This window comes from Methanocella sp. (genome assembly GCF_035506375.1).
In the GTDB taxonomy this organism is placed as follows: domain Archaea; phylum Halobacteriota; class Methanocellia; order Methanocellales; family Methanocellaceae; genus Methanocella.
Window position 1 is genome coordinate 1 of sequence record NZ_DATJPM010000068.1, and the last position, 26162, is coordinate 26162.

General features: G+C 56.6%; 26 protein-coding genes. 14 read left to right on the plus strand and 12 right to left on the minus strand.

Translation table 11 applies throughout. The annotated features are described in order from the left end of the window. Positions 1 to 517: 517 nt before the first annotated feature. Positions 518 to 1456, minus strand: coding sequence for a GTP 3',8-cyclase MoaA (moaA, locus tag VMC84_RS08940; RefSeq protein ID WP_325379788.1), 939 nt, complete (start codon positions 1454 to 1456; stop codon positions 518 to 520). A 142-nt stretch (positions 1457 to 1598) separates the two neighbouring features. On the opposite strand from moaA, the gene VMC84_RS08945 reads away from it, so the two are divergent. The 3 genes from VMC84_RS08945 to VMC84_RS08955 all read left to right on the plus strand — a co-directional run bounded on the left by VMC84_RS08945 (position 1599) and on the right by VMC84_RS08955 (position 3877). After that, on the plus strand, positions 1599 to 2354 hold the full coding sequence (locus tag VMC84_RS08945; RefSeq protein WP_325379790.1) for a Nif3-like dinuclear metal center hexameric protein: 756 nt from the start codon (positions 1599 to 1601) through the stop codon (positions 2352 to 2354). Then, positions 2330 to 2692 (plus strand): hypothetical protein, encoded by a 363-nt coding sequence (locus tag VMC84_RS08950; RefSeq protein ID WP_325379792.1) that lies wholly within the window; start codon positions 2330 to 2332, stop codon positions 2690 to 2692. The genes VMC84_RS08945 and VMC84_RS08950 overlap by 25 nt, the downstream gene beginning before the upstream one ends. Positions 2693 to 2791: 99 nt before the next feature. Further along, positions 2792 to 3877, plus strand: coding sequence for a glycosyltransferase family 39 protein (locus VMC84_RS08955; protein ID WP_325379794.1), 1086 nt, complete (start codon positions 2792 to 2794; stop codon positions 3875 to 3877). A gap of 351 nt (positions 3878 to 4228) precedes the next feature. Here the strand turns inward: VMC84_RS08955 and VMC84_RS08960 are convergent, their stop codons facing one another. Both VMC84_RS08960 and VMC84_RS08965 read right to left on the minus strand, forming a co-directional pair. Continuing rightward, entirely contained in the window at positions 4229 to 5356 is a 1128-nt protein-coding gene (locus VMC84_RS08960; protein ID WP_325379796.1) for an ORC1-type DNA replication protein, read from the minus strand. Positions 5357 to 5433: 77 nt separating this feature from the next. Continuing rightward, the gene (locus VMC84_RS08965) at positions 5434 to 6261 is read right to left on the minus strand and encodes a 4Fe-4S binding protein (RefSeq protein ID WP_325379797.1); all 828 of its coding nucleotides are present in this window, start codon (positions 6259 to 6261) and stop codon (positions 5434 to 5436) included. A gap of 109 nt (positions 6262 to 6370) precedes the next feature. Here VMC84_RS08965 and VMC84_RS08970 point away from each other — a divergent pair, with 109 nt between their 5' ends. The 4 genes from VMC84_RS08970 to VMC84_RS08985 are packed head-to-tail and all read left to right on the plus strand — an operon-like array spanning position 6371 to position 8770. Next, a complete protein-coding gene (locus VMC84_RS08970; protein WP_325379799.1) occupies positions 6371 to 7081 on the plus strand; it encodes a hypothetical protein in 711 nt (236 codons plus the stop codon). Between the two features lie 47 nt (positions 7082 to 7128). After that, entirely contained in the window at positions 7129 to 7809 is a 681-nt protein-coding gene (locus tag VMC84_RS08975; RefSeq protein ID WP_325379801.1) for a TIGR00266 family protein, read from the plus strand. 57 nt (positions 7810 to 7866) lie between these two features. Then, positions 7867 to 8310 carry a tRNA (N6-threonylcarbamoyladenosine(37)-N6)-methyltransferase TrmO gene (tsaA, locus tag VMC84_RS08980; protein ID WP_325379803.1) on the plus strand — a complete coding sequence of 148 codons (444 nt, stop codon included), beginning with the start codon at positions 7867 to 7869 and terminating at the stop codon, positions 8308 to 8310. Further along, complete coding sequence (locus VMC84_RS08985; RefSeq protein WP_325379805.1) at positions 8273 to 8770, plus strand: deoxyuridine 5'-triphosphate nucleotidohydrolase; 498 nt, start codon at positions 8273 to 8275, stop codon at positions 8768 to 8770. The genes tsaA and VMC84_RS08985 overlap by 38 nt, the downstream gene beginning before the upstream one ends. Here VMC84_RS08985 and VMC84_RS08990 read toward each other — a convergent pair. Then, positions 8767 to 9252 carry a peroxiredoxin family protein gene (locus VMC84_RS08990; protein WP_325379807.1) on the minus strand — a complete coding sequence of 162 codons (486 nt, stop codon included), beginning with the start codon at positions 9250 to 9252 and terminating at the stop codon, positions 8767 to 8769. The genes VMC84_RS08985 and VMC84_RS08990 overlap by 4 nt on opposite strands. Positions 9253 to 9348: 96 nt before the next feature. Between VMC84_RS08990 and VMC84_RS08995 the strand changes: the two genes are divergently transcribed. Then, positions 9349 to 9468 carry a DUF5320 domain-containing protein gene (locus tag VMC84_RS08995; RefSeq protein WP_325379809.1) on the plus strand — a complete coding sequence of 40 codons (120 nt, stop codon included), beginning with the start codon at positions 9349 to 9351 and terminating at the stop codon, positions 9466 to 9468. Positions 9469 to 9471: 3 nt separating this feature from the next. Here the strand turns inward: VMC84_RS08995 and VMC84_RS09000 are convergent, their stop codons facing one another. Further along, positions 9472 to 10803: a glycosyltransferase gene (locus VMC84_RS09000; RefSeq protein WP_325379811.1), complete on the minus strand. Its 1332-nt coding sequence runs from the start codon at positions 10801 to 10803 to the stop codon at positions 9472 to 9474. 197 nt (positions 10804 to 11000) lie between these two features. Here VMC84_RS09000 and VMC84_RS09005 point away from each other — a divergent pair, with 197 nt between their 5' ends. After that, positions 11001 to 11657, plus strand: coding sequence for a DNA integrity scanning protein DisA nucleotide-binding domain protein (locus VMC84_RS09005; protein WP_325379813.1), 657 nt, complete (start codon positions 11001 to 11003; stop codon positions 11655 to 11657). A gap of 57 nt (positions 11658 to 11714) precedes the next feature. Here VMC84_RS09005 and VMC84_RS09010 read toward each other — a convergent pair whose 3' ends face one another. Genes VMC84_RS09010 through VMC84_RS09020 form a run of 3 tightly spaced genes read right to left on the minus strand, consistent with a single transcriptional unit; the run spans position 11715 to position 14652 of the window. Continuing rightward, on the minus strand, positions 11715 to 12161 hold the full coding sequence (locus tag VMC84_RS09010) for a GtrA family protein (protein WP_325379815.1): 447 nt from the start codon (positions 12159 to 12161) through the stop codon (positions 11715 to 11717). A gap of 2 nt (positions 12162 to 12163) precedes the next feature. Continuing rightward, on the minus strand, positions 12164 to 12772 hold the full coding sequence (gene hisH, locus VMC84_RS09015) for an imidazole glycerol phosphate synthase subunit HisH (protein ID WP_325379817.1): 609 nt from the start codon (positions 12770 to 12772) through the stop codon (positions 12164 to 12166). Next, positions 12769 to 14652, minus strand: coding sequence for a phosphoadenosine phosphosulfate reductase family protein (locus VMC84_RS09020; RefSeq protein ID WP_325379819.1), 1884 nt, complete (start codon positions 14650 to 14652; stop codon positions 12769 to 12771). Before VMC84_RS09020 ends, hisH begins: the two co-directional genes overlap by 4 nt. Before the next feature lie 147 nt (positions 14653 to 14799). Here VMC84_RS09020 and VMC84_RS09025 point away from each other — a divergent pair, with 147 nt between their 5' ends. Both VMC84_RS09025 and VMC84_RS09030 read left to right on the plus strand, forming a co-directional pair. After that, positions 14800 to 15882, plus strand: a complete 1083-nt coding sequence (locus VMC84_RS09025; RefSeq protein WP_325379821.1) for a hypothetical protein — start codon at positions 14800 to 14802, stop codon at positions 15880 to 15882. 132 nt (positions 15883 to 16014) lie between these two features. Then, positions 16015 to 16320 (plus strand): protease inhibitor I42 family protein, encoded by a 306-nt coding sequence (locus VMC84_RS09030; RefSeq protein ID WP_325379823.1) that lies wholly within the window; start codon positions 16015 to 16017, stop codon positions 16318 to 16320. A 6-nt stretch (positions 16321 to 16326) separates the two neighbouring features. Here the strand turns inward: VMC84_RS09030 and VMC84_RS09035 are convergent, their stop codons facing one another. From VMC84_RS09035 to VMC84_RS09045, 3 genes are read right to left on the minus strand one after another with little or no spacing between them, the layout of a single operon-like run. After that, positions 16327 to 16473, minus strand: coding sequence for a hypothetical protein (locus tag VMC84_RS09035; protein ID WP_325379825.1), 147 nt, complete (start codon positions 16471 to 16473; stop codon positions 16327 to 16329). Positions 16474 to 16498: 25 nt separating this feature from the next. Continuing rightward, the gene (locus tag VMC84_RS09040) at positions 16499 to 17809 is read right to left on the minus strand and encodes an anaerobic sulfatase maturase (RefSeq protein WP_325379827.1); all 1311 of its coding nucleotides are present in this window, start codon (positions 17807 to 17809) and stop codon (positions 16499 to 16501) included. 9 nt (positions 17810 to 17818) lie between these two features. After that, complete coding sequence (locus VMC84_RS09045; RefSeq protein WP_325379829.1) at positions 17819 to 20173, minus strand: arylsulfatase; 2355 nt, start codon at positions 20171 to 20173, stop codon at positions 17819 to 17821. 185 nt (positions 20174 to 20358) lie between these two features. Between VMC84_RS09045 and VMC84_RS09050 the strand changes: the two genes are divergently transcribed. After that, the gene (locus tag VMC84_RS09050) at positions 20359 to 21231 is read left to right on the plus strand and encodes a bile acid:sodium symporter family protein (protein ID WP_325379831.1); all 873 of its coding nucleotides are present in this window, start codon (positions 20359 to 20361) and stop codon (positions 21229 to 21231) included. Positions 21232 to 21282: 51 nt separating this feature from the next. On the opposite strand, the gene VMC84_RS09055 is transcribed toward VMC84_RS09050, so the two are convergent. Next, entirely contained in the window at positions 21283 to 22782 is a 1500-nt protein-coding gene (locus VMC84_RS09055) for an arylsulfatase (protein WP_325379833.1), read from the minus strand. 341 nt (positions 22783 to 23123) lie between these two features. On the opposite strand from VMC84_RS09055, the gene thsA reads away from it, so the two are divergent. Both thsA and VMC84_RS09065 read left to right on the plus strand, forming a co-directional pair. After that, the gene (gene thsA / locus VMC84_RS09060; RefSeq protein ID WP_325379834.1) at positions 23124 to 24776 is read left to right on the plus strand and encodes a thermosome subunit alpha; all 1653 of its coding nucleotides are present in this window, start codon (positions 23124 to 23126) and stop codon (positions 24774 to 24776) included. 89 nt (positions 24777 to 24865) lie between these two features. Further along, positions 24866 to 25768: a hypothetical protein gene (locus tag VMC84_RS09065; protein ID WP_325379835.1), complete on the plus strand. Its 903-nt coding sequence runs from the start codon at positions 24866 to 24868 to the stop codon at positions 25766 to 25768. Positions 25769 to 26162 lie beyond the last annotated feature (394 nt).

The following is a 26162-nucleotide window of genomic DNA, read 5'->3' on the forward strand; positions in this document are numbered from 1 at the left end:
AGAGCACGGAGGCCCACAAAGTTTTCTTTTTAGATTAAGTTACAAAGTACACAAAGCCGGTTCATTGGCGGTCAGGGCACGAAGGATACAAAGACACAATGGAATGAACAAGAGCACTTTTTGCCATCATGCCTTCATATCCCTTGTATCTTAGAAGTTCAAAAAGCGGCTTTGTGTCCTTTGTCTCTTAATTATAAAAAAGACTTTGTGAGCCTCCGTGCTCTTCGTGCCTTTGTGGTGAAAAATAGTGCCTCCGTGCACTCCGAGACTTAAAAGGGCATATTCAACAAAGCATAAAAATTGAAAAAGATAATCGGAAACTATCGATAAATTTGGCTATTACGCAAACGATAAAAATAAGACTACTTGCTAAACAATGACCTATCAATATTCGACGCAGCATAAATATTTAATAATGCCTTCGTGCAGCTTCAGGCCCGCTTAGGGTCGCTTCATGGCTGAAAAAAGTCTTAGGGCATTCTTATCAAGCTTAGAAAGCATTATCGAGTCCAGACGATTAATTATCGGAGGTAGCCTTTTCAGCCTTTTTTGGTATCGCTATTGGCGTGGCCTTGAAGAACGGCTCCCGGATGCCGACCGCATACCGCAGCGCCTTTTCGAGCTCATCGTCGTCAAGCCCGCGCAGGTTAACCAGGTTATCGTTGCGCAGCAGGCACGGCTTTAGCTTGAAATCGGACGTGACCCGAAGACGATTGCAGTTCATGCAAAACTCGGAATTATCAATGGGCCGTACGATCTCCACCTCGGCGCCCTGCAGGTAATACTTGGTGCGGCGGTGCATCTCGCGGCACCTGTAATCGTCCGCCCTCGCCTTAAGGGACTTTTCCAGCGCCGAGATATCGGCGTGATACTTGAAGGTGCCGTGGAAGTTCATGAGCTCGATGACTTGCAGGACCAGAGGCCTGCCCCGGACGAACTCGATCATGTGCTCGACCTCGTCCTCGTTGATGCCTTTCAGGTAGACCATGTTTAGCTTAACGGGCGTCAGGCCCGCATCGAGTGCGGCGTCTATACCTTCCATGACATGCCCGAGCTGGCCCTTACGCTGCGTGATGCAGTCAAAGCGGCTGCTGTTCATCGTATCGAGGCTGACGTTGACCCGGTCAAGCCCCGCATCCTTTAATTTTTTTGCCCTTGGGGCAAGAAGCGTGCCGTTCGTGGTCAGCGAGACGTCCCTCAGCGGCGGCAGGGCCCTTAAAATATCCTCGAGGTCCCTGCGTAAGAGCGGTTCGCCGCCGGAAAACTTCACCCGGTCGACGCCATACTTTGAGGCGATGCGCGCCAGGCGGGCGATCTCGTCCACGGCGATCTCCTTGCCGGAGCCGGATTCGCCCTCGTTGTGGCAATAGATGCATTGAAGGTTGCACCTGTTCGTTAATGACATCCTGAGGCTCGTTACCCTTCTGCCGTAAGTGTCCACCAGGCTATCCTGCATCTAAAATCAGTAGGTTTTTGACATTATTAACTTTGTGCCATTTGTCAATCTAATTCGATTGCACACGATGTTTAATATTTTTGGAGTGCTCACCAAAAGACTATAATTTATTCATGCGACAATTACATCTGTAAGTGTATTTATGAAGCTCAGTAACCTCGTTTCCAGGCTGGAGGAGATCGCCCCCCCGGACCTGGCGGATGAATTCGACGCGGGCCGGATCGGCCTGATAGTGAAGGGCAGGGGCGACGTCACGAAGGTGGCCACGGCGCTGGACCCGACGCCATACGCTATACAGCGGGCCGTCGACGAGGGGGCGCAGATGCTGGTCACGCACCACACGCTCATCTGGGACCCGGTAAATAGCATCGACGAAGACCTGGCGGCCCGACTGAAGCTGCTGCTGGATAACGATGTTTCTCTCTATTCGATGCATACGAACTACGATAACGCGCCCGGCGGCGTGAACGACGTGCTCGCCGGGCTCATCGGGCTCGCCGGCCCGGAGTTATTCTCCGGCGGGCGGGCCGGGAACGTGCCTGAAACGAGGCTGCACGCCTTCGCGGAAGAGGTTTCGAAAAAGCTGGGCTGTGGCGTCGAATACGTCGGCGACGACGAGCGCCGGATAAAAAAAGCGGCGCTGGTCGCGGGCAGCGGGTTCCGCCTGGCGCTGGACACGGCGAGGGCCGCCCGAGTGGACGTGCTGCTGTCGTCCGAGCTGAAGCACGACGTCATTCTGGGCCGTGGCGATGTGGCGCTGGTGAGCGCGCCCCATTATTTCACGGAAGCGCCGGCGATGAAAGCGCTTGCTGGCCGGCTGACCCCCTCGATACCGGCAGTCTTCATCGACGACCCGCCCCATATAAAAACGATATGCCAGGATGGAAGACGGCATTGAGCATCTTCGAGGACATAGGGACACAGGGCCTCACGCCCGAGAATGAACAGCGCCTGGCTGAGGAGTTCGGCTCCCGCGGTAAAAAGGCCGTGGAGACCGTGAGGTCCGGAAAAGTTAAGAAATACCGGGACTTCTTCGTGGTAAAGGGATCCACCGGAGACTATATCGTCGAGGACGATTTCTGCACCTGCAACGATTACCTGTATCGCCTGTCCATCAAGGGCGGCGTGTGCTATCATTCCATCGCCGTCCGCATCGCGAAGGCCACGGGCGAGTACGAGACCATCGACCAGTGGTACACCGATATCATGCCCGAAAGCCGGAAGCCCGTGCATTAATGTTTTATAGGATGTCCACTTAAGCGCCCATATACGGGTGTGGGTATGGCGGCGGCATCGGGTCATCATAAAATAACTTTTTCATTCGCCGGGCTATCAGTGCCATCCTGGCTCTCTTATACGATGCTCCTCTTCATAGTGACCCGATTTATGCTGACCGCCATCGGGGTCATCGGCTACAACGTGATCGCCGGCAGGATCATCTCAACCTTTTCAGGCATGTTAAAGATCTGGGACGTCTGGGACTCGGAGCGCTATCTGTATATAGCGCAGCACTGGTACCCGCATACGACCGACGTTTCGCAGCTTACGAACTACGTGTTCTTCCCGCTCTATCCTCTACTGATGAAGCTTCTGGCGTTCGTCACCGATGATTATCTCCTCTCGGGCATCATTATCTCGAACGTCTGCCTGTTTATTTCGTGCTATTACGTTTATAAGCTCGCGCTCCTGGATTCGGACGAGGCTACGGCTATTCGGTCTATAAAGTATCTCTTTCTCTTCCCCACGGCGTTCATCCTGTCGGGCGTCTTCACGGAGTCCCTGTTCCTGGCGCTGAGCATCGCCTGCTTCTACTATGCCCGAAAAGGAAGCTGGCTGGCCTCCGGCATGCTGGGCGCGCTGGCATCCGTGACGCGGCCCTATGGCATCATCATCATCGTGCCCATGCTCGTTGAATATTTATGCTCTGTCCATTTTGATCCCAAGAAGATCGATAAAAACTCCCTGGCCCTGCTTATCCCCCCGCTTGGCCTGGCTGTCTTCATGGCCTACGAGTATTACATGACGGGCGACTTCCTGGCCTTCGCCCACGCCCAGGCGCTCTGGAGCTTCACGCTGCAGAACCCCCTGCTACAGCTTCTCCTGCGCTTCAGTGAAATGGGCATGGACGTGCGCTTCAACGCCATCCTCACGGTCGTCGCCCTGCTGGTCCTGCTCGCCGGCTATAAAAAGATCGGCATATCGCAGCTCGCCTATGGCCTGCTATTAATATTTATACCGTTGTGCTCGGCTGGCTCCGACTGGAGCATGTCCCGCTACATCCTGGTCGTCTTCCCGCTGTACTTCATCATGGCCTGTTATACGAAAAACGAGTACGCCGACCAGGCCCTCACCATCGGCCTGGCCATGCTCCAGGGGCTGCTCATGGCTACCTGGGCCACCTGGGGCTTCTACGTGATATGAACCACAGTGGTCACCGAGAGATAATTCACCCGAGAGATAATTCACCACAGTGGTCCACAGAGGCCACGGAGGACGATTTATTATTCACCACAGTGGTCACCGAGAGATAATTCACCACAGTGTTTCACAGAGGCCACAGAGGATTTTATTAATTTTCACCACAGTGTTTCACAGAGGCCACAGTGGTCTTTTTAAAATATGTCACAGAGGCATCACAGAGATGCAGAGCCTATCAACTGGTCGGGGTCTGCGAGGGGCGAGCGAAGCGAGTCCCCTTCAGCATATAAAAGAAACCTCTGTGGCCACTGTGAACCACTGTGGTGAATAAAAAAGCCACTGTGACCGCTGTGGTTAAACGTCGATGCGCTTTTCGACCTCTTTCGGGTCATAGTTGAGGGACACGAGCCGGCTCTGACCCCGTGTGCCCTTGCCCGTCGTGTTCAGTGAGATGATCTTCAGTCCCTCGAGCCGGTTCACCATCTCGTAGAAGGACGTGTAGCCGAGGTCGGTCTTCCCCTTGAAGCACTCGTAGAGTTCCCCGGACATCATCTCATCTTTGCCCGAGTCCACGATGCACTTTAAAAGGACCTTCTCCTCCTTCTTGAGGTTCCGGATGGTATAGTTCAGGTGAATATACCGGGAGCCCTCGTAGGCCTTCTCGATGTCCTCTTTCGATATGGTGCGGCTGGCACGGCGCTCGGCGTTCAGGCCGGCGCGCTTGAGCATGTTGATGCCCACCCGGAGGTCGCCCGTATCGGCCGTATAGCCGGCCACGAGGTCGATCAGGTCGTCGGAGATGACGCCCTGCATAAAGCCGTAGCGGACACGGTACTTCAGGATGTCCCTGATCTCTTCGGGCGAATACTGGGGGAAGGCGATCTCCTCTGGGAGGAACACCGACTGCACCTGGGGCGTCAGGTCGCGCACCATGTCCAGCGTCAGGTCGCTCAATATAGTGATGACGCCCACCTTGGCGCCGGGCTGCACCTCGTGCATGCGCAATAAAGAATAAAGCACCTCGTCGGCCTCCTTGCTCGCCATCAAATAGTTAAAATCGTCGAGCGCGACGATGAGGACGCGCTTCTTTTCCACGAGGTGCTTCGCTATCTGCGAGAATAATTTCTTAAAAGATATGCCAGAAGACGGGGGAGGGTAGCCGAAGAGCTTCTTGAAAACCTGGGCGAAGATGGCGTACCGCGTGGAGTCCACCTGGCAGTTGATGTAGACCGGCACGACCTTCTGGGTGGCGTTTTCCAGCTCGGCGAACACTTTCAGTACGGCAGACGTTTTACCCGTCCCGGGGGCGCCTCTACAGTAGGCGTTCAGGGGGGTCGAGCCCCGGAGAGCGGGCGCCACACTGAACTTGAGGGAGCGCATCTGGGCGTCCCGGTGCAGCAGATTCTCAGGTAAAAAATCCAGCTCGAAGTATTCCTGTTCCTTGAATATCGTCTGGTCCCACAGGAGAAGGTCTTTCGTCATATCAGTACAAACTTTCACTCCACTGATAACCATGTTGGTACTGGTTAATATACTATGTGGAAAGCGAGCTGAAAATATTATTTAACTATGGCCAGGAAGCGCTCCATGAGCTCCGCGGCATTCGGCGTACATGGGCTGCATGCATTGGCGAAGCCGCCAGGATTTTCATTCGGAAATACTTTCAGTACTCCCGCCCGGCAGGCGGCTTCGCACCGGCCGCATCCCTTGCAGCGCATTGTGTCGATCGCCGGGCCCGCGTGCATATCCACCCGGACCGCCTTGAACGGGCAGGCGGCCTCGCAGCTCGTGCACCTGGTGCACGCGTCGGGATCCGAGACACGGGCCGTGCCGAACCCCAGGATATTATCCATGTACGCCCTCGAGGCGTCGCGGGTCTTGAACATCAGGCAGCAGCACGGGCAGCAGGAGCAGATCTCTACAGTCCTCGACGGGTTCGCGCCGATGGCCTCGAACTCCAGGGATGACCAGACCACGTTGGTGACGAGCCCCATCGAGCGGGCCCGTTCAAGCCATTCGAGGGCCTCCCGGCCGGTGGCCGGCCTCGCCCTGTACTTGATCGACCGCGCCCCTTCGCCCAGGTACACGCAGCCTGGGCTTACCGGGTAATCCTTACAGCGGTGCGCATCGCGGCAAACGCACGTGTCGGCGATGGCGACGTACGCGGCCGAATCGACGAGCCGGCGCACCACGTCGTACGGGAGGATGGCCGAAGTCTCCTGCACCCTTGCGTTCACCGGCACCGTCACGACCGTGAATCTCTTTGCGGCGACGGGGGCCTCGAAGAGCCGGCCGGCGACGGGCAGCCTCGAGAGGCTGAAAAACAGCTCTGCCATGTGATACGCCGTGCCATAGGCCAGACTTGCCATCGTATCCTGTAGTGACATACTTGAATTATCTGTGTCCCTGCCCGTTAAAAAATCTTATCCATACTGAGAAGCTATATAATGGGTCAGGGCTAATTGGGGGTCGTTTTAGCCGCCAGGAGGCCGCCTCGTGCTCAATGAACTACTGAACCTGGTCAAGAAGAACCGCAGGGCCATAGCCTTAGTCATCATCATTTTCGCCGTCACGGGCATGGCCGTCATCTCAGCATACCTCATCGTCACGTATGGGATGGCGCCTGCCGCCCCGTCGCCGACGCCGCGGCCCACCACCGTGCCTACGCCCACGGTCGCGGCGACTCCAGAGCCTTCTCCGACGGCCACGCCGGAGCCATCGCCCACGCCGACGCCGGTGCCGACGGTGACGCCGGACCTCGATATCAAGGAATCGATCACTCCGCTCGACCAGTACGCTCCGAATTATATGGTCCACGTGGACCAGAGCATGACCGCGGGCCAGCTCAGTCTCGACCTTGCCCACAGCGACTCGGGCGGCCAGTATGCGTATCTTAACGATACGTACGTCACGCACTTTACGCTAGTCGATATATCGAACGCGCCCGTCGGCCGGATCAAGATCCATACCATATGCAGAAACGACAGCGGGACTGACTACACAGTTTATGAAAGCGAGCGCGTCGACACTGTGCTGCTAAACCCGAGCGACAAGATCTCCCGCACCGTGGGCTTCCAGGTGGGAGCGGGCACCCCGCCGGGAAAGTACATTATCCAGATAGAAGTCTACACCGACCCGGATGGAAACGAAAGCTGGTCGGGATATGGCTGCGGCTTCGAGACGGGCCTGAATATCCTGCGGCCTTAAAGGTAACAATTATCACTTCGTATCCCATACCTAAGTTGGGTAATTCAATGAAGTACGATATCCTGTACCGCCCGGTGTACTCTCTCCTCAAGGTCGAGATGGAATCCGGAGAATCGATCAGCGCCGAGTCGGGCGCCATGGTCAGCATGACGCCGAACATCGAGATACAGACCAGCGCGAAGGGCGGCCTGCTGTCTTCCCTGAAGCGCTCCATGCTCGGCGGCGAGTCCTTCTTCCAGAACACGTTCACTTGCCGGCAGGGCAAGGGCGTGATCACGTTCGGCCCGGCATACATGGGCGACGTCGAGCACATCCCGCTGAGTGGCGAATGGCTGGTCCAGAGCGGGTCCTACCTCTGCTCGACGCCGTCGCTGGGGATCGATACGAAGTTCCAGGGCCTGAAGGGCTTCGTGTCGGGCGAGAGCTTATTCTTTTTGCGCATCTTCGGCCAGGGCGACCTGTTCATCTCATCTTTCGGCGCCATTCACGAGATCGACCTGCAGCCGGGCGAGGAGGTACGGGTCGATACGGGCAACCTGGTGGCATTTCAGCAGGGAGTCACCTATAGCGTGGAACAGGTGGGCGGGATCAAGTCTACCGTGCTGGGCGGCGAAGGCCTGGTGCTGCGCCTGAAGGGGCCCGGCAAGCTATACATCCAGACGCGTTCGCCCGCATCATTTGTCGGGTGGCTCTATCCGCTATTGCCCAAGCCACAGGGGCACCAGTGATATTTTTTCTTTTTTATGCCGCCGGCCATAGATAAATAAAATATCATCAGAGGCATCATGAGGATCACTTTCACTCCCATCGGCTACGTCCATAATTCATCGGGCCCGGACACACCGTCCGACGTCCTCCAGGCCCAGATATCCGAGATCGTTCTCGATAAAAAATACCAGGACGGCCTGATGGACCTCGAAAAGAACGACCTCGTCACCGTCATCTTTTACTTTGATCGCGCACGGGGGTATAAGCTCCGGCTGCACCCGCGGGGCGACGAATCGAGGCCCATAACGGGCGTGTTTAACACGAGAAGCCAGTTCCGGCCCAATGCGATCGGCGTGACGGTCGCAAGGCTCAAGTCGGTTGAGGGCAATAGGCTGGTAGTCGAGGGCCTGGATGCGCTGGACGGCACGCCCGTACTGGATATCAAGCCCCACGTGCTCGCCTTCGATGAGGGGATAAGGACCGATGATCCTCGGAAAGACAGAACTTACAAAACTCCTTGACGGCCTCTCAAGCGGCGCCGTTGACGTAAAAGAGCAGCTGCAGGTGAACGGCTTCGAGCTGACGGCGGGGAAGGTCGAGTGTTTCGAGGGCGCCGGAAGCCTCGGGTTTTCCAACGACGACCGGGCTCTTCCCGCCACGAGGCCGCTAGAGTGGGGCAAGGACGGATGGCTGACCCTGCCGCAGGGCTGCTACAAGGTCATTTTCAACGAGATCGTGTCCATACCGAGGGATGCCTGCGCTATTGGCCTTCCCCGGTCGAGCCTGCTGAGGATGGGCGCGAGCATCCACACGGCCGTCTGGGACGCCGGCTACCGGGGCCGCAGCGAGGCGCTCCTCGTCGTCTATAATAAAGACGGCTTCCGCATAAAAAAGGACGCCCGTGTGCTACAATTGGTCTTCATGCGGCTCGAGTCTGGCCAGGAAGGATACAAAGGGCGCTACATGGGCGAGAATATCTAAAAGGCGGTGTCGATGTTTTTTAATTTGTTGACGACCTCGGCCGCGGGCAGCACGTCCTCAAGCCCCGCGATGGAGCGCTTATAGCATACGACGCCAGCCTTATCTATAATGAACAGCGTGATGAAAGCGGTCTCATTCTCAGAGTCGTAGACGTCGTACATGTCTATGATGCGATGGTCCGGATCGCTGATGACCTTATACGGTAATTGCAGCTCCACCGCCATATTTCGGGTCTCGTCGACGCTGTCGACTGATATGGCCGCGACCTCCGAGTCCTGCTTTGAGATGTTCCCGTACTCGTCCTTGAGGTCGAGGAGCTCCTCGCGGCACGTGGCGCACCAGTAGCCCCGGTAGAACAACAGGACGAGATTATTGCGGCCAAGATAAGTCCTGGTGTCGAACATATCGCCCCGCACGTCCAGCGCGGCAAACATCGGGGCTTTGCTGTTTTCACGCACGTTGCCGAGCATCGACCTGTACATGGGACCACCAGTTAAAAATAGGCCCGTCCGGGCAAAAAGCATACTCCAGGGATAAAGCAGAAATCAATGGACATCCTTATTAAATTTGAGATATACATGCCGGGTCGTGATGGGACGGGGCCGCTGGGCATGGGGCCCTGCGGTAAAAGCGCATGTGCCTGTAAAGAGAAGCATGCCGCCAGAAAGAAGAAAGCCGGCGATAAGGCGAAAAAATGACTTTTATATCCGCTGGCTAGGGTACCATTCGCGCTCACGGCTCAGAGCGTCCATGACGAGCGCGTACACGCCGACGAGCGAGTAAGCGTAGATGATGAACGGGCGGATGAATATGGATATGGCCATGTCGATGACGCTGCCCCTGCCCTCGCAAAAGTCGACGATGGATTCGGCCGCGAACAGGACCGCGAGGGGCGCCGCGACGATCAGCAGTATCAGCGGCGTGAGGACGTTCATGTATAGCATGAACCCGACGAAGCCCATGAGCACGATGCTGAACAGGATGCCGGTCGTGCCCAGCGAGTAGAGCAGAAACGTCCGGGCGCCCTTATTGTTGATGCCGCCGGAGGTATCCGCTTTCATATGCTTTTTCAGCACGCTGATGCTTCCCCACGTCCAGCGCACGCGCTGATGCCACCAGTCCCGCAGCGTGATCGCCGGCTCCTCATAGCTTTTAATGGAGTAGTCCATCTTCATGCTATAGTTACCCTGGATGAGCTTCATGCCCAGGTCGCAGTCCTCGGTCAGCGAGGACTCGTCGAAGCCGCCGATCTTTTCGAGAACGTCCTTCCGTATGAAAAGGTTCGAGCCGTAAACCATGTGCTGGCCAGTGAACAGCTCGGAGATGTACCGGGAAAAGTTATTGATGACGGTGCACTCGTTCCCGATGATGGCCGTGAACCAGTTGTAGTTCACGTCCCGCACCATGACCTTCCCGCCCAGGCAGGCGAGGCCAGGGTTTGCGGCAAACTGAGCCGAGGCCCGCAGTAAAGCGTCTCTCGCGACGATGTGGTCTGCATCGTAGATGGCGATGATCGTGCCCTTCGCGCTGCTCAGGGAGTTATTGATGGCGCCCGCCTTGGAGCCCCGGTGCCCGTCCTGGTTGGGGATGACGTGGACGTTAGCGTACTTCTCCGCCAGCTGCCGCGCTAGCGCGGGCGTGGCGTCCGTGCATTTGGGCGGCATCTCGTGGGCGATGATGACCTCGAGCTTCTGTTTCGGGTATTTCGCGGCCATCAGGCTCTCGACGCAGCCCACGATCGTCCGCTCCTCGTTGAGGGCCGGTATAATGGCCGTAATGGGCAGGATCTGCTCTTCCCCGAGCGCAGGCATCTCCTGGAAACGGCACTGCCGGACGAACCGCACGGTGAAATAGGCCGTGACGGCCATCACCACGATGACTATGAACAAAAGCACATACGGCAGCCATTCGTTGACGAGCGACCGGTTTATCAGCGACGCCAGGAATATTGCGGAATAGACTACGCTTCCCGCGGCTACTCCCATGAGGAAGAGCAGGAGTATGACGCATGAGAAGACGAGCGAATTTTTCATATTATCGACCGTAAACGCGCTTCTACTATTTATTTTGACTTGTTATATAACTGGTATATCATAAGATATTTACTCTTGTAAACATATGGGTAATTGGTGGGGGGCCAGGTAGCCAGGCATATACTCCACGGTATACAAGTATTTCTAGCATAAATGCTAACATAAATGCGGCGGTTTTAACCGAAGAGGTCTGAAAATTGAGTCCCCAGGCGACGATGGAAACGCAGGCGCAGGGCCAGGAAGAGAAGGTCATGGACGCCGTCCTCAACATAGCTAAGAACATCTCGAGGAGCGGCGAAGGCAGCCTTATCATCATCGCCGAGCGCAAGGACGTCGAGGGCCTCTATGAGACGCATTATCCCCAGATCAAGTCGGACTCGCTGCTCACGGAGCAGGGCATGAACGTGGTCGTGGAGAAGCTGGCCACCATCGACGGCTCGGTCATCATCACGCCGAAAGGCGAGCTGGTCGCGTTCGGCGCCCGGGTCCTGAAGTCGACCACGCTGCCGGGCTTCGGCACCAGGCACGCTGCGGCCGCGGGCATCACGGAAAGCATTCCTCAGGCCGCTGCGGTACTCATATCGGAGGAGTCCAGCCTCATCAAGATCTTCCAGAAAGGCAGTATCGTCATCGAGATGGACTCTGCCGAGATCAACCCTAACGCCATGGACAAGGTCATCGCGTTCCTTACAAGGAACGACATGGCGCTCATCGTGGCCACGGGCCTGTCATTAGCCGTGCAGGTGCCGTACTACTATATTTTCCTCGTCGGGGGCTCTTATCTAATAGTCAAGGCTATTTTCGAGGTCACCTCTTCAGTGCTCACGGGGTCGTCTGAAAAAGAGAAGGCGTGAGTCCAGTTCTGATTGAGCTCCTTTAAAATTAATTGCTATGTTGAATTGACCACGACGCTACTGGAATATTTTGAACGTGGTCCGCTTATTCGCCACAAAATTCCACACGAACACGATGAACGTCACGATGACCCTGGAGGCCATGAGCGCGATGTCCGATGAGCTGGCGAAGACGTAGTGGACGAAAGCATAGAGAAGCGCTTCGTTCAGGCCGAGCCCGATCAGCGCCACCAGGGCGAACGACAGGAACTGGAAATGGATCTTCTTATACGTGTTTTTGAACGTGAAACGCTTGTTCAGGAAAAAATTGATGACCGTGCCGACCGCATACGACAGGGCCACGGCGTAGAGGTAATAGACGTCCGCAAAGCCGATAAGGATATAGAAGGTCGCCCAGTCTGCGAGCGTGCCGAGGACGCCCACGCCCATATACTTGAAAAATTGGAGATAGTCCTTGTATAAGCCCGACATCAGCCGATCTATGCTGCCGAATACGTTCTTCAATATCACACCACTTTAGCCGTTTTCGCGAAATTCTTCAGCATCCTCAGCCCGGTCTCGCCGCTCTTCTCGGGGTGGAACTGCGTGCCCACGACGTTCGCCCGGTCGCCTGAAACAATAGCGGTGAACTCTCCTCCGTAGTCGGCGGCGGCGACCGTGTCATCGCTGACCGGGGCTTTATACGAATGGACGAAATACACGAACGAGCCGTTCTTTATGCCGTCCAGCATAGGGTGCCGTTTCGTTATTTCCAGGGAATTCCAGCCCATATGGGGCACCTTGAGGCCGTTCGAGAATCGCGTGATGCGGCCCCTGACGAGGCCGAGGCCCCTGTGCAGGCCGTTCTCCTCGCTCTCATCGTAGAGCATCTGCATGCCCAGGCATACGCCCAGCAGCGGCACGCCCGCGTCGACCCGGCCCAGAACGACTTTCCTCAGGGGCTCGATGTGCCGCATGCCGCTCTCGAAGGCGCCTACGCCCGGGAGAACGAGGGCATCGGCCGATTCGATCTCGGAGGGGTCGCTAGTGACCTTCGCAGGAACTCCCACGTAGGCGAATCCCTTCTCCACGCTGCGCATGTTGCCGACATCGTAGTCGATGATGGCGATCCTCATATTTCCCTCTTGAATTTGACCAGCGGGCACTTATCGACGCACTCGCCGCAGGCGGTGCAGGCCTCGCTGACCGTTACTCTGTGTTTCTCTTTGGTTATAGCATTTATGGGGCAGGCCCCCACGCAGACGCCGCAGCCCACGCAGAGCATGCCGCGCCGCACGGACTTTTCGGCCAGAACCATGAGTTCCGAGGCTTTTTCCGCGTTTTTCGCCCGCGCCACGACGGTGCCCGTGGCGTAGACCTGGAGGCTCTCGCCGTCCCGGGATACGAAAACCATGCCTTCGGTGCCTTTGACCTCGCCTATCGGGCGCAGGTAGCACTCGATGCTCTCCATGTCCAGGGGCATATTGAAATTACCCTCGGCAGTGGCCGAGCCGTCCTTGCAGGGCCGGTAGCCGGAGACCATGGAGAATCTTAGCTCGCCCGAGGCCTGCTCCGGCGCCGTGAGCTCGATGCCAAGAGTCTTACGCAGCTCTTCCCACTGCTTCGGGAGGCGCCGCCAGCGCCAGAGCCCGTACTTCACGTATTCGGGAGGATAGCCGACTTTCTTACCGTACTCGACCAGGAATGTCTCCCACCGTTTCCACAGGTCCGGATACTGCTCCTTGACGAACTCGTAGTCGGCAAGGCTCGCGCTGGGGCAGAGCCAGCAGCCGATGCGGTCGAACCCTCTCCCATAGAGCGGATTATAGTTCGCCTTTTCCCGTAACAGGTACAGCCAGATGTGCAGCGCGGTCCAGTGCTGGATGGGCGAGGCGCTCACCTGGTTGCCTACCCACGGATTCTGCCATATACGCTGGCTCTTGGCCCGCACTTCGGATTCGTAGCGGCGCTGGCCTATAAACGTTAAACAGCCATCGGGATAGCTATTCTCTATGAGGTCGGTGATGGGCCCGAGCTTGCAGACCTTACAGCACCAGCGGGCCTCCACCGACGGCGGCCCGAACTTAGGCGCCGCGTCCCAGAAGGACTCGGCCACTGCGGTCTTGAGCTTCAGGCCGTATTGCTCCACGATGTCGCGGACGTTCTGCGTGGTCTCCGGGAACTCGAGGCCGGTATTAATATAAAGCACGTCGAAGTCGGGCACCGCTTTCTTAACGAGAAGGAGCGTGGCCAGGCTGTCCTTGCCGCCCGAATATGACACGGTGACGGGTAATTTGTACTGCTCCACGGCCTTCCTGATGAATCCCAGCGCCTCGCCCTCTATGCTCATTAAGTATTCCCGGTTGGCGTCGATGGCGTCCTGCCACGTCTGGCCGCCCTTCAGCACGGGATTATCGTCGTAACCGTTCCAGCGTACCTTGACGGCGACGCCCTTTTTGCGCTCTTTCATGGCGGCGCCGGTCATCTTGGCCCGGCCCACGGCGATGGGCCTGCCTTCGAGGAAAACTACGACCTCGTCGTCGATTTTTATCCGCTCGTCGCAGTCGATGACGCCCGGCCCGAGCATGTTGGAGCTGCCCAGCAGGGGCTTTTCGGCGCCCTTATCGGCGATGACATAGCCCTTCGTCGCCTTCATCTGCTTTGCCGCGAAGGCCCGGGGCATGAACATCCACTGCAATCGGTAAGGATCAAAGCGTACGGCGCCGAACATGCGGCCGTCGACGAATATCTCGTCGAGCCTGTCCTCGTATGGCGCCTTGTTGAGCACGACCAGCCTGCCGGCCGGTATTAACTTAGAATGGCCGAAGCTATCCTCGATCACTCTGTTAATTAGCTCGATATCGAAGGGAAAAGCGGGGCGGATATCGCCAGGCGGCGTGCAGTCCACGTAACGCGTCGGCGTCCCGCAGCGGGAGCATTTTTTACCAAGCACGGGCACGTTACACGTGTCACACCAATAAAGAGTCAACTTCCCCAGGTACACTTGGCGGCTCATCGCGGCAATTGTGGTTGGACATGATATATGAACTTTTACATGAATGTGGGTAATACCGGTTTTTTTTATAAAATTACGCTTAATATCGGCTCTAATCTAAAATTTACCCACGTCCATTTATATATCGCAAATAGTAGGGGTGGAATATTGAATAAAAGGATCATCAATAACCTTATGGTGTTGAGCGCGATCGCAATTCTGCTAATCGCCGGCTCGACATCGATCGCGGGGACGGCAAGCGGCCAGCAACAATATGGCGCCGGCGGCACGGGCAGTGCCCATAAACAGGCGCCGCCTGCCACTGGCACTTCCGAATCCCCGGTGATCCAGGGTCTCGAGGGGCTTCAAGGATTCAAGTTAGGGCATAACCAGCTAACTTTGGCGATCATACCGCTTTCGCAAAAGGACAACCAGCTGACGTTCGAGGTGGCCGGGTTCGCCATAACGAGCCCCGAGAGCGGCGAGGCCGTCGTATACTCGATGGAAAATCCGCTGCCGGGCATCATCGATCCGTCGCAATATACTTTGCAGATAGATATCTCGAGCCTCTCGACCTCGATCGATACAGCGGGTTATATAGACAGCTCCGAGGTCTACGATACAATGAGATCAGACCCAAAGGTCATGATCATCGACCTGGACATGAATTACCAGGGCAAGCAGGACTCTCAGACGGTCTTTAATGTGAATGGCGTCGATATTGTCCCGCCGGATGGCAAGATGCAGACGTACTCCATGCAGCAGCCCACGCAGCTCATCGTAGACACGAAGAATGGCCGGGTCGCCATGGTCGCTTTCCCTGAGATGACCAGCACGATCGGCGGCTACTACGGAGCGACGTACTCGCAGGTGGAGCCGGTCGTCTACACGCAGCCAGTGCCCATCATGGCGCCGATATACGTGCCATACCTGCGGCCGATACCGATATACGTGTCTGGTATCGTCTCGTACAACCGGTTCTTCTTCGGGACCGGCTTCCGCTCGTTCTATGCGCGGGACCGTTTCACGCACGTCGATCGCTTCTCGCACAGTAACAGCTTCCCCGTACGGCAGCCCCGGAACGACTTTGCGAACAATGCCCGGAACAATCTGGTGGCCGGCCAGCGTAGAGGCGAGTTCAACCAGCAGAGAAACCTGGGCACAGGAGTAAAAGGCGGCATCGGCGGGTTCCGCGGTGGCGTGAAGGCGAGCGCGGGCCGCAAGGCAGGAGGAGGGGGCCGGCGCCGGTGAACCCGGGAAGATAGTAATAAAAAGTGTATTGTCTGGGGCTTTCCGCCCCGGATTCTATTTTCTTATTGAAAGGGGCTAATGGTAGAGCCCCGCCCGGCGAATATTTATCATCTTCACGCCCAACATCAGGGTATGCGAGTCACATTCGCCGAGAATGGAACGCGGATCGAATTATTTTTAAGGGACGTGCTGGAGGTCCGCCTGCCCGAGAGCCAGATCTCCGGCTACATATGGCAGCTCGGCGAGAAAAGCTGCCCGCACTTAAGATTATTCGATAGCATCTACGTGGAGCGCGGCCCCGCAAAGTACACGGGCCAGGGAGAGCGGTCGTGGTTCTTCACGACGGCGGCCATCGGCGAATGCGATCTTATTTTTTATTTGATCCGGCCCTGGTCGAAGCCGTCGCCGGAATTCGCGCTTAAGGTCGCCGTAAAATAATGATCCTCAGATCGGGCCCATCTGGAATAACAGGTTGATTAAAACCAGGATACCGATTACCGAGAGTAATATCGACGCAATGAGCGCCGTGGAGATCGGGTATTTTTGGCCTGTCTCCCAGCTCAGGTTCCTGAGGTCTATAGGCTTCCCCAAATGAATCGTCCCCTCAATAATCGTGTCACCCTAATTTACCTACAGGATTTAACCCATATTTAGGGCTCCCGTGGCATCGTTTGTATTTCCGGCCGCTACCGCAGGGGCAGGGGTCGTTACGGCCGACCTTCGAAGTAACGGCCTCTTCTTGCGATAATACTTGCATCACGCCTTCCGTAAGGCGGCCCTGACGCAGTAGCGAGGCCATGATCTGCATCGGATGGTTGACGTGCTCGAAAAACATCTTAAGCCCGGGACAGAGATAGCTCAAGCCCTCATCCCCGTCCGCGGACTTCGTGAACCGGTGCTTCGGGCAGTCGCCATTGCAGGCGAAACATACGAGGCATTCCCGACACTGCCGTGTTAGATCGGCCTTGTGTTGCCCGAACCTCCGCTGTGTCTCCGAGCCGACAAGCTCGATCATCGGCTTATCGCAGATATTGCCCAAAAGATATTCAGGCTCGACGAAGTGGTCGCATGAATATATATCGCCGTTGTGTTCGAGCGCCACGCCCTCGCCGCAGGTCCGCTGGAAAATACAAAGCGATGAGTGGCCACGGAGCCAGGCCATGAGCGTGCCATCGAACTGCTGTACGAACATGCGCCCTACGTCCCGGCGCACCCATTCGTCGAAGATATCAATTAAGAATCGGCCGTATTGCTCCGGCCTTACTGAGCGGTCCGTGACCTCGTGGCCTTCCTGGAAACCCCTCTCGCTAACGCGTTCCACTACCGGGATGAATTGGAGATACTCTGCGCCCAGCTCGTCCCGGAAGAAACGATATACCTCCCGGGGGTGGTCGCCGTTAGCGGCATTGACCGTGCACAGGATGTTAAAATCCACCTTGTGCTTCTGAAGGAGGCGTACGGCGTTCAATACTCGGCCGAAAGTTGGCCGGCCGGCCTTGTCCACACGATAACGGTCATGCAGCTCACGGGGGCCATCCATGCTCAGGCCGACCAGGAACTTATTCTCTTGCAAGAATTCGCACCATTCGTCATCGAGCAAGGTACCATTCGTCTGCAGCGTGTTCTGGATTTCCATGCCCGGTCTCAGATATTTTTTCTCGACCTCGATGGACCGCCGGAAAAAGTCAAGCCCCATGAGCGTCGGCTCGCCGCCCTGCCAGGCGATGACCACTTCGGGCGTACTATGCGCCTCGATGGTCTGCCGTATGTAGCGCTCCATCAGGTCGTCGGACATGCGGAAATGGTCGCCCGGATAGAGCGTTTCTTTCTTCAGGAAAAAGCAATAGGCGCAGTTTAAATTACATCGGGCGCCCGTCGGCTTGGCCATGACGTGGAAGGCTTGAGGAGGTCTTAGTGAAGATGCCATGGTACTTCCCTACTGCCGTGCCATCACGATCCGCATCTCCGCCTCGCTATCCTTGATCAGCTCCCCGCTTACGTCCACGTCGACCTTATAGATCTTGCCAGTGAACGGGAACGGGGATTTGTAGTCCGGCGTGACCGATGCGCCAGGATCCGCGCCGACGACGATACCGCCGCCCATGGTCAGCCGGATAGGGATCGTGACCGGAATGTCTGCCTGCCCTACCAGCCGGTCGTCGATATAGAGCCGGCCACGTCCCGGAGCGCCCTTGCCGCCTGCGAGGTCCGGCTTGCCGGTTACCTCGAACTCGTACCGCAGCCTGTGACGGCCATCCGGCACCGGCTCCCGGGACTCGACGCGGTACCACGCCTTCGCTACATAATTGTGGACATAGTAAAGCCCGCCGTCCTTGACGTATAATGTATAGCCGCCTTCATCGCTGCCGTGTGATATGAGCACGCCTTCGGCTCCTCCCGCCGGGATTTCGACATCGGCGGTGATGCTATGCGGTCGGTTGAGCACGCTGACGGCCTGCTGGTCCGGGATCTTCTGCGTGCCGGGATAGTAGGTGTAATGTAAACGCGAGGGCGATATCTCCGGGCGTTCGTCCATAAAGCGCAAAGTCCCACGGCTATCGATGGGCAATACTTTGTACTTGCCCGCTTCGATGTACCACAGGGAGATCATCTCGATCAGCTTTGCCCTGTTCTCGAGAGCCAGGTCGTGGTTCTCCGCGAAATCCTCCGCCACGTGATAAAGCTCCCATCCGCGGGCGTCGAGCTGGACCAGCTTCTCGGCCGATATCGGCGCCCCGAAGCTCAGTCCTGCCTCTACGAATGACTGCCCTGGCCAGGGGCAGACAGCGCGCCAGCCGTCGTGATAGATCGAGCGGTGGCCGAACATCTCGAAGTACTGGGTCAGGTGCCTGCCTGGAGCCCCCGCGGCGTCGAAGGTATGGGCGAAGCTCACGCCCTCCAGAGGCGACTGGGTAACGCCTCTAATAGCAGATGGAGGCTTGATGCCCAGCGCTTCGAGCACGGTAGGCACCATGTCGATGGCGTGGGCATACTGCGTACGCACCTCGCCTTTTGCTTTTATGGCGACAGGCCAGTGCACGATGAATGGGTCGCTGACGCCGCCCCTATAGGTCTCGCGCTTCCAGCGGCGGAACGGGGTATTGCCGGCCCAGGCCCAGCCCCACGGGTAATGATTGCTGTACTCGGGGCCTCCTAGCTCTTCCAGGGCGTTCAGGTTATCTTCCAGGGACTCCGGGACATTATTGAAGAACCGGCTCAGGTTCACCGAGCCGCTCGGGCCTCCCTCGGAGCTTGCTCCGTTGTCCGAGAGGAGCATGATCAGGGTATTGTCGAGCTCGCCAATATCCCTGAGGAAATCGAGCAGCCGGCCGATGTGGTGATCGGTATGCTCCAGGAAGCCGGCAAATACCTCCATCATGCGCGCGTAGAGCCTCTTTTCCTCCGGCGAGCACTCGTCCCATGAGCCGACGTCAGGGTCATGGCGCGAGAGCTCCGCATTTGCGGGAATGATGCCCAGCTCCTTCTGCCGCGCAAACACCTTCTCCCGATAGGCATCCCAGCCGTCGTCGAACTGACCTTTATATTTGTTCGCCCATTCATGAGGGATATGGTGAGGGGAGTGCATCGCGCCCGTGGCGAAGTACAGGAAGAACGGCTTGTCCGGGGCCACCTGCTTGGCATCGGCGATGAACGATATGGCCCGGTCGACCAGGTCCACGGTCAGGTGATAGCCTTCCTCGGGCGTCTCCGGGGGATCTACCATGTGGTTATCGTATACCAGCTCGGGATAGTACTGGTTCGATTCTCCGGTCAGGAAGCCGTAGAAGCGCTCGAAGCCCCTGCCGAGAGGCCAGCGGTCGTAAGGCCCTGCCGCGGAGGATTGGTCTGAAGGCGTCAGGTGCCACTTTCCAACGGCGTAAGTATTATAGCCGTGCTGGAGCAGCATCTCGGAAAGGAAGCCATTCTCGAACGGTATATAGCCGTTGCTGCCCGGAAACCCCGTGCTGCCTTCGGTGATGCAAGCCATGGCGTTGGAGTGATGATTACGCCCGGTAAGCACACAGGAGCGTGTAGGCGAGCACAGGGCGGTCGTATGCATGTTATTGTAACGCAGGCCATTGGCCGCCAGGCTATCGATGTTCGGCGTACTGATAGGGCTCCCATAACAGCCGAGCTGGCCAAAGCCTGTATCGTCCAGTATAATGAATAGCACGTTAGGCATCCCCTCCCTGGCCCGAACGGGCTGTGGCCATGCCGGGGAGGACTCGTCTACCGTGCGGCCTATGACACCGTTGAATGCAGTCCCGGGCAGATATTCCTTCATCGTCATAATCTTTTCACCTATTATCCCACTCTAGATCGTTAATACGGGTCCGTACCTGGGTCTCCGCAGTATTAAAAAAATAAGTGTATATAATTATATAAATGTTCAAATTATAATTATCTTTTAACCAATGGGTGGTAATATTTTTAAAGCGTTCATAGGGAAAATGACCATGGCAGGTAGAGATAATAATGGCTAATACCACCCTGGAGATAATTCAAGCCTGCGCTGGCGTCAGCGTATTTGCCTATGTTTTTTCCAGGGGATTGGGCTCCCGATTCGTCGATCTGGGGTATTTCGGCGCACGGCCGGGGCTGATGTTACGGTCTTTTCTTTCAGTCGATGTGATCGTGCCGCTCATCGCGATGGCGGCCGTCATCCTCGTCAGCCCGGCAAAGCCCACTTCCATCGGCCTGTTGCTGCTTGCATCGTCCCCGGCGGCTCCCCTTGTTTTAAGGGCCATATCGAAGGCCGGAGGAAAGCCGGAATATGCCGTGAGCCTGCAGGTGATGCTGGCATCCCTGGCAATAGTCATGACGCCGGTCACGCTATTTCTTTTATCCGCCGTGACAGGCCTGACGCTGGGGATCGACCCGCTTAACGTGGCAGAAAGCGTCGGTCTTTCCGTCCTGTTGCCGCTCCTCGCAGGCGCCGCGACCCGGTGGCTGTTCCCCGCCCTGGCCGCGCGCATAATCCTGCCTCTGGAGGCCTTATCGAGCATCGTCCTGGCCGTAGTTTACGCCATCGTCCTGCTATCCACGTATCGGCTGATCTTTATGCTCGATATCCGGTCCTATGTTGCCATGGCACTGATGGTCGCCGGGGCCCTGGTCTCCGGCCACCTGGCGGCATCGGGGCTGCCAGAAGAGCAGACGACACTGGCCCTCGAGAGCGCGTCACGGAACAGCGGGCTCGCCATGCTGATAGCATCGGAATTCGCATCTCTTGAGAACGCCTTACCGGTGCTGATACCTTACGCGCTCGCGTCCGCGATCATATGCTTCATCTACGTCAGATATCAAAAAATGGAACGGGGCGCCAAGAGCAGTGCCGCATCTGATTAAAATTTGGCTCTGCGCCGCATTTTCCCGGCCATACGCTCCAATATAGCACCTTCAGTCGCCCGAGGCCTTCTTCATCTGTTCGCTCGCCTGGTCGACGGTGAAGGTCGCCGCCTTCTGGCGTGGCGGGAAGTCCTTGAACGTCGCCAGGAACTTTTGGACACCCTGCTGCGCGGGCACGATCGCGAAGGCGTGATCGACGTACCAGTCCCAGTAGGTGTTCGAAGTCGTGTCTGCGACTTCGAAGGGGTCGGAACGCAGGTTAAAGAGTTTAGGTATTCGAAGCCGGGTGAATGGCTCCGCCCATACCCCCATGGTACCCCGGCACCTCTGCTCCAGGAACACCAGTTTCCAGTTGTCGTATCGTAAAGCTACCAGATCGCCGTCGTCGGAGAAATAGAAAAACGCATCTCGAGGGCTCTTCTTATCTTCGTCGCTCAGGTAGGGCAGGAGGTTAAAGCCATCGAGGTGCACCTTGAACGTCTTCTTGCCCACCTTATGCCCTTTGAGCAGCTTTTTCTTGATGTCGGGCTCGCCGGCGGCCGCCAGGAACGTGGGCAGCCAGTCCATGTGGCTCACGATCTCGTTAGAGACGCTGCCTGGCTCGATGATGCCCGGCCAGCGCACCAGCAGCGGCACGCGGAATGCTCCCTCCCAGTTGGTATTCTTCTCGCTGCGGAATGGAGTCGTAGCGGCATCCGGCCACGAGTTCCTGTGGGGGCCGTTGTCGGTGCTATACATGACAATGGTGTTATCGGCGATCTTGAGGTCGTCGAGGAGTTTGAGCATCTGGCCCACGCACCAGTCATGATAGAGCATGGCGTCGTGATATTCTGACTGCCAGCGCCCGGACTTGCCAAGCCAGTCAGGGCTCGCATGTGTGCGGAAGTGCATGTGCGTCGTGTTGAACCAGACGAAGAACGGCGTGCCCGCCTTATTTTGTCTTTTTATGAAGTCCTTCGCCGCGTCGAGAAACTCTTCATCGACAGTCTCCATACGCTTCTTTGTCAGGGGGCCGGTGTTCTCGATCTTCTGGCCCCCGTCCAGTGTGGCCCAGCAGTGAAGGACGCCGCGAGGCCCATAGTTCTTCTTGAAGTCCGGAAAGTCCTTCCTGGGCGGGTAGTCCCGCAGCTCGGGCTCTTCCTCGGCGTTCAGGTGATACAGGTTGCCGAAGAACTCGTCGAAGCCGTGCATGGTCGGCAGGAACTCGTCCCGGTCGCCGAAATGGTTCTTTCCGAACTGTCCAGTGGCATAGCCAAGCGGCTTCAGAAGCTCCGCAATGGTCGGGTCCTCCGCCTGAAGGCCAAGGTCTGCGCCGGGCAGGCCGACCTTGCTCAATCCCGTCCGGTAGACGCTCTGGCCAGTGATGAACGCCGCCCGCCCGGCGGTACAGCTCTGCTCGCCATAGCTATCGGTGAACAGCATGCCCTCCTCGCCGATGCGGTCTATATTGGGAGTGCGATATCCCATCAACCCATTTGAGTAGATGCTCAAGTTGGTGATACCTATATCGTCGCCCCAGATGACCAAAATATTGGGTTTTTTAAAAGCCATTGGTAACTCCTTTCCAAATGGATTGTCGAACGTTATATAAATATAATAATATCATTATAAATCTTATAAGACGGTCTTAAAAATGCGCTATCCCCAAATCATAAAACCTATGAGCCCATAAAATTTTTAACTCTATAGGCCTTTTTTCACGCTAAATAAACCATTGGCCGATCTTGGCCATATATTCTAATTGTTTTATAGACCGGCTTGACATACACTGATTATATATTGCCGATGCCTCCATTAACATGTGTGAAAAACGCAAATTATATATAGAAGTGTAACCACATAATACCTGAAATTTCCAATTGTACTATTAGTAAACTAAAGGAGGATTTGAATTGGCACAGCAAACTCAAGGAGGCCAACCGATAATAATTCTGAAGGAAGGCTCCCAAAGAACCAGGGGCCGAGACGCTCAGGGAATGAACCTCATGGCCGCAAGGGCCGTGGCCGAGGCGGTCAGGACCACGCTTGGTCCGAAGGGCATGGACAAGATGCTCGTTGACTCGCTCGGCGACGTCGTCATAACGAACGATGGCGTTACTATTCTGAAGGAAATGGATATCGAGCACCCGGCAGCCAAGATGATCGTGGAGATCGCCAAGACCCAGGACGACGAGGTCGGCGACGGCACGACCACAGCGGTCGTATTAGCCGGCGAGCTGCTCAAGAGGTCCGAGAACCTGCTGGACCAGGAGGTCCACCCGACCGTCATCGCGGCGGGCTACAGGGCTGCGGCGGCCAAGGCAAGAGAGATCCTCGACACCTTAGCATACCCCGTCACCCTAAAGGATGAAGACCTGCTCAAGCAGTTCGCGATTACCGCAATGACCGGTAAGGGCGCAGAGTCGGTCAGCGAGAAGCTGGCGACCCTCGTGGTCAAGTCCATCAAGGCAGTAGTCGACGAGAACGGCAAGGTAGACGTCGACGATATCAAAGTAGAAAAGAAAGTCGGCGGCACCATCGGGGACTCAGAGCTCATCCAGGGTCTTGTCATCGACAAGGAAAGGATACACCCGAACATGCCCAAGACCGTAAAGAACGCGAAGATCGCCCTGCTCGACACTCCGCTTGAGATCGAGAAGACCGAGATCGACGCAAAGATCGAGATCACCAGCCCGGACCAGCTCCAGAGCTTCCTGGACCAGGAAGAGAAGATGCTGAAGACCATGGTCGACAAGATCAAGGCCACCGGCGCGAACGTGGTGTTCTGCCAGAAGGGCGTGGATGACCTGGTCCAGCACTACCTGGCCAAGAACAACATCATGGCCGCAAGGAGAGTAAAAGAGTCTGACCTCAAGAAGCTCGCCAAGGCGACGGGCGCCCGGGTCAGCACCAGCATCGACGAGATGACGAAAGCAGACCTCGGCGTTGCGGGCCTCGTGGAGGAGCGCAAGATCGGCGACGAGAACATGATCTTCGTCGAGCAGTGCAAGGACCCGAAGGCGGTCAGCCTCATCCTCCGCGGCGGGACGGAGCACGTCGTGGACGAGCTCGAGCGTGCGATTCACGATGCGCTTCGCGTCGTCGGCGTAGTCGTCGAGGACAAGAAGTACGTCGCTGGCGGCGGCTCCACTGAGGTAGAGCTGGCGCTGCGCCTAAAAGAGTTCGCGTCCACCGTGGGCGGCAGGGAACAGCTGGCTATCGAAGCGTTCGCGGACTCCATGGAGATCATCCCCAGGACTCTCGCCGAGAACGCGGGCCTCGACCCGATCGACTCGCTCGTGGACCTGCGGAGCAAGCACGAGGGCAAGAGCAAGGACGGCAAGAACTTCGGCATCAACGTGTTCACCGGCGAATCTGTGGACATGAAAAAGGCTGGGGTTGTCGAGCCCCTCCGCGTCAAGACCCAGGCCATCAGCGGCGCCTCCGAGGCGGCCGTCATGATCCTGAGGATCGACGACGTCATCGCCGCGAGCAAGCTGTCCGGCAAGGGCGGCCCCGGCGGCATGCCCCCCGGAATGGGCGACATGGGCGACATGGGAATGTAAGGTGTTTACCTTACATTCTTTCTTTTTCTTTTTTATCACCGCTATAAATACAAATTAATTCTAAGTACCGGCTTGCTCTTGTCTCAATTGTGGCTGCATGGCGTACGCTTTTCTGCACATCTCTTATCCTGCTTTTATTAGCCCCGGCCAGCGTTGACGCCGCAAGTTCGCTGGACATAACTATCCCAACATCCTATCACATCAATGCGGCCCGAGCCTATGACGTATCGAATAATGCGGTCAACATCGGGGGCGACATCGAATTTTTCCATTATGGTAATGGCGTCTACGTGGCCATTACCACCGACGCTCCCGCCGGCGATAAGCTTGCCTTTTTCCAGGACGCCGTAACCCAGGCGCTATTCAGGAATAACACGCTCTTCATACCGGTCGACGACGCCGGGGACCAGACTGCCGGCCTCGTATTATCGACGGGCGACCTGATCTGCGATAACGGGGCGTTCTACGGCCCGGTCACGGGCATCGAGCTGGACACGAAAGCGCTGGCCTATGGGGACGCTGTGGCGGGCGCCGTCCTGTATATGGGCAAATGGCCGGATTGGCCTTCGTATCATCTGTCGATCTCAAACGATGAAACAATTAAAAAAGCCTTGATGGATGAGGCGGCAAAGGACGGCACTGCGGGCGGCGTAAAGCTCATGCTCAACGTTTCCGGGGATTCTATTGGATACGTCGTCGTGCACATGGAAGCCCCGGAAGCCAGCAGCAATGTTTCCGCATACCTGTATAGGGACGGAGTCGTAACCAGGCTGGCTTGCCGGGCGATCCATTCGAACGGCAGCGTCGTCTATGAGACCATGTACTCCGGCGGAGGAACTTTCGCTTTCGTCGGTCCCTTCCCGGAAACACCGCCAGCCCCGGCCAGCTTTGGAGATGTGCTCGCTTTCTCAGTCTACCTCGGCTCAGGGCTTTTATTATTATTCGTGGGACTGGCAGTTACAGCTTTTAAGAAACGGAGTAATAAATATTAACCCGTTTTAAGCCCGCGAAGCTTGCGAAGTCCTCGAAACGGTTTTCGAGCGCGAAGACCGCGAAGACTTTATTATAGAAATTGCTGTGTCGAATATGCCCTTTTAAGATTCAGAGTGTACGGAGGCACTATTTTTCACCACAAAGGCACGAAGAGCACGGAGGCCCACAAAGACTTTTTTATAATTAAGAGACAAAGGTCACAGAGCCGCTTTTTGAACTTATAAGATACAAAGGATACGAAGGCACGATGGCAAAAAGTGTTCTTGTTCATTCCACTGTGTCTTTGTATCCTTCGTGCCCTGATCGCCAATGAACCGGCTTTGTGTACTTTGTAAATTAATTTAAAAAGAAAACTTTGTGAGCCTCCGTGCTCTTCGTGCCTTTGTGGTGAAA

Bases quoted from the DNA above. Each gene is read 5' to 3' on its own strand.
- moaA (WP_325379788.1), bottom strand. From the start codon at position 1,456: ATGCAGGATAGCCTGGTGGACACTTACGGCAGAAGGGTAACGAGCCTC.
- VMC84_RS08945 (WP_325379790.1), top strand. From the start codon at position 1,599: ATGAAGCTCAGTAACCTCGTTTCCAGGCTGGAGGAGATCGCCCCCCCG.
- VMC84_RS08950 (WP_325379792.1), top strand. From the start codon at position 2,330: ATGCCAGGATGGAAGACGGCATTGAGCATCTTCGAGGACATAGGGACA.
- VMC84_RS08960 (WP_325379796.1), bottom strand. From the start codon at position 5,356: ATGACGAAAGACCTTCTCCTGTGGGACCAGACGATATTCAAGGAACAG.
- VMC84_RS08965 (WP_325379797.1), bottom strand. From the start codon at position 6,261: ATGTCACTACAGGATACGATGGCAAGTCTGGCCTATGGCACGGCGTAT.
- VMC84_RS08975 (WP_325379801.1), top strand. From the start codon at position 7,129: ATGAAGTACGATATCCTGTACCGCCCGGTGTACTCTCTCCTCAAGGTC.
- tsaA (WP_325379803.1), top strand. From the start codon at position 7,867: ATGAGGATCACTTTCACTCCCATCGGCTACGTCCATAATTCATCGGGC.
- VMC84_RS08985 (WP_325379805.1), top strand. From the start codon at position 8,273: ATGATCCTCGGAAAGACAGAACTTACAAAACTCCTTGACGGCCTCTCA.
- VMC84_RS08990 (WP_325379807.1), bottom strand. From the start codon at position 9,252: ATGTACAGGTCGATGCTCGGCAACGTGCGTGAAAACAGCAAAGCCCCG.
- VMC84_RS08995 (WP_325379809.1), top strand. From the start codon at position 9,349: ATGCCGGGTCGTGATGGGACGGGGCCGCTGGGCATGGGGCCCTGCGGT.
- VMC84_RS09000 (WP_325379811.1), bottom strand. From the start codon at position 10,803: ATGAAAAATTCGCTCGTCTTCTCATGCGTCATACTCCTGCTCTTCCTC.
- hisH (WP_325379817.1), bottom strand. From the start codon at position 12,772: ATGAGGATCGCCATCATCGACTACGATGTCGGCAACATGCGCAGCGTG.
- VMC84_RS09020 (WP_325379819.1), bottom strand. From the start codon at position 14,652: ATGAGCCGCCAAGTGTACCTGGGGAAGTTGACTCTTTATTGGTGTGAC.
- VMC84_RS09030 (WP_325379823.1), top strand. From the start codon at position 16,015: ATGCGAGTCACATTCGCCGAGAATGGAACGCGGATCGAATTATTTTTA.
- VMC84_RS09040 (WP_325379827.1), bottom strand. From the start codon at position 17,809: ATGGCATCTTCACTAAGACCTCCTCAAGCCTTCCACGTCATGGCCAAG.
- VMC84_RS09045 (WP_325379829.1), bottom strand. From the start codon at position 20,173: ATGACGATGAAGGAATATCTGCCCGGGACTGCATTCAACGGTGTCATA.
- VMC84_RS09050 (WP_325379831.1), top strand. From the start codon at position 20,359: ATGGCTAATACCACCCTGGAGATAATTCAAGCCTGCGCTGGCGTCAGC.
- VMC84_RS09055 (WP_325379833.1), bottom strand. From the start codon at position 22,782: ATGGCTTTTAAAAAACCCAATATTTTGGTCATCTGGGGCGACGATATA.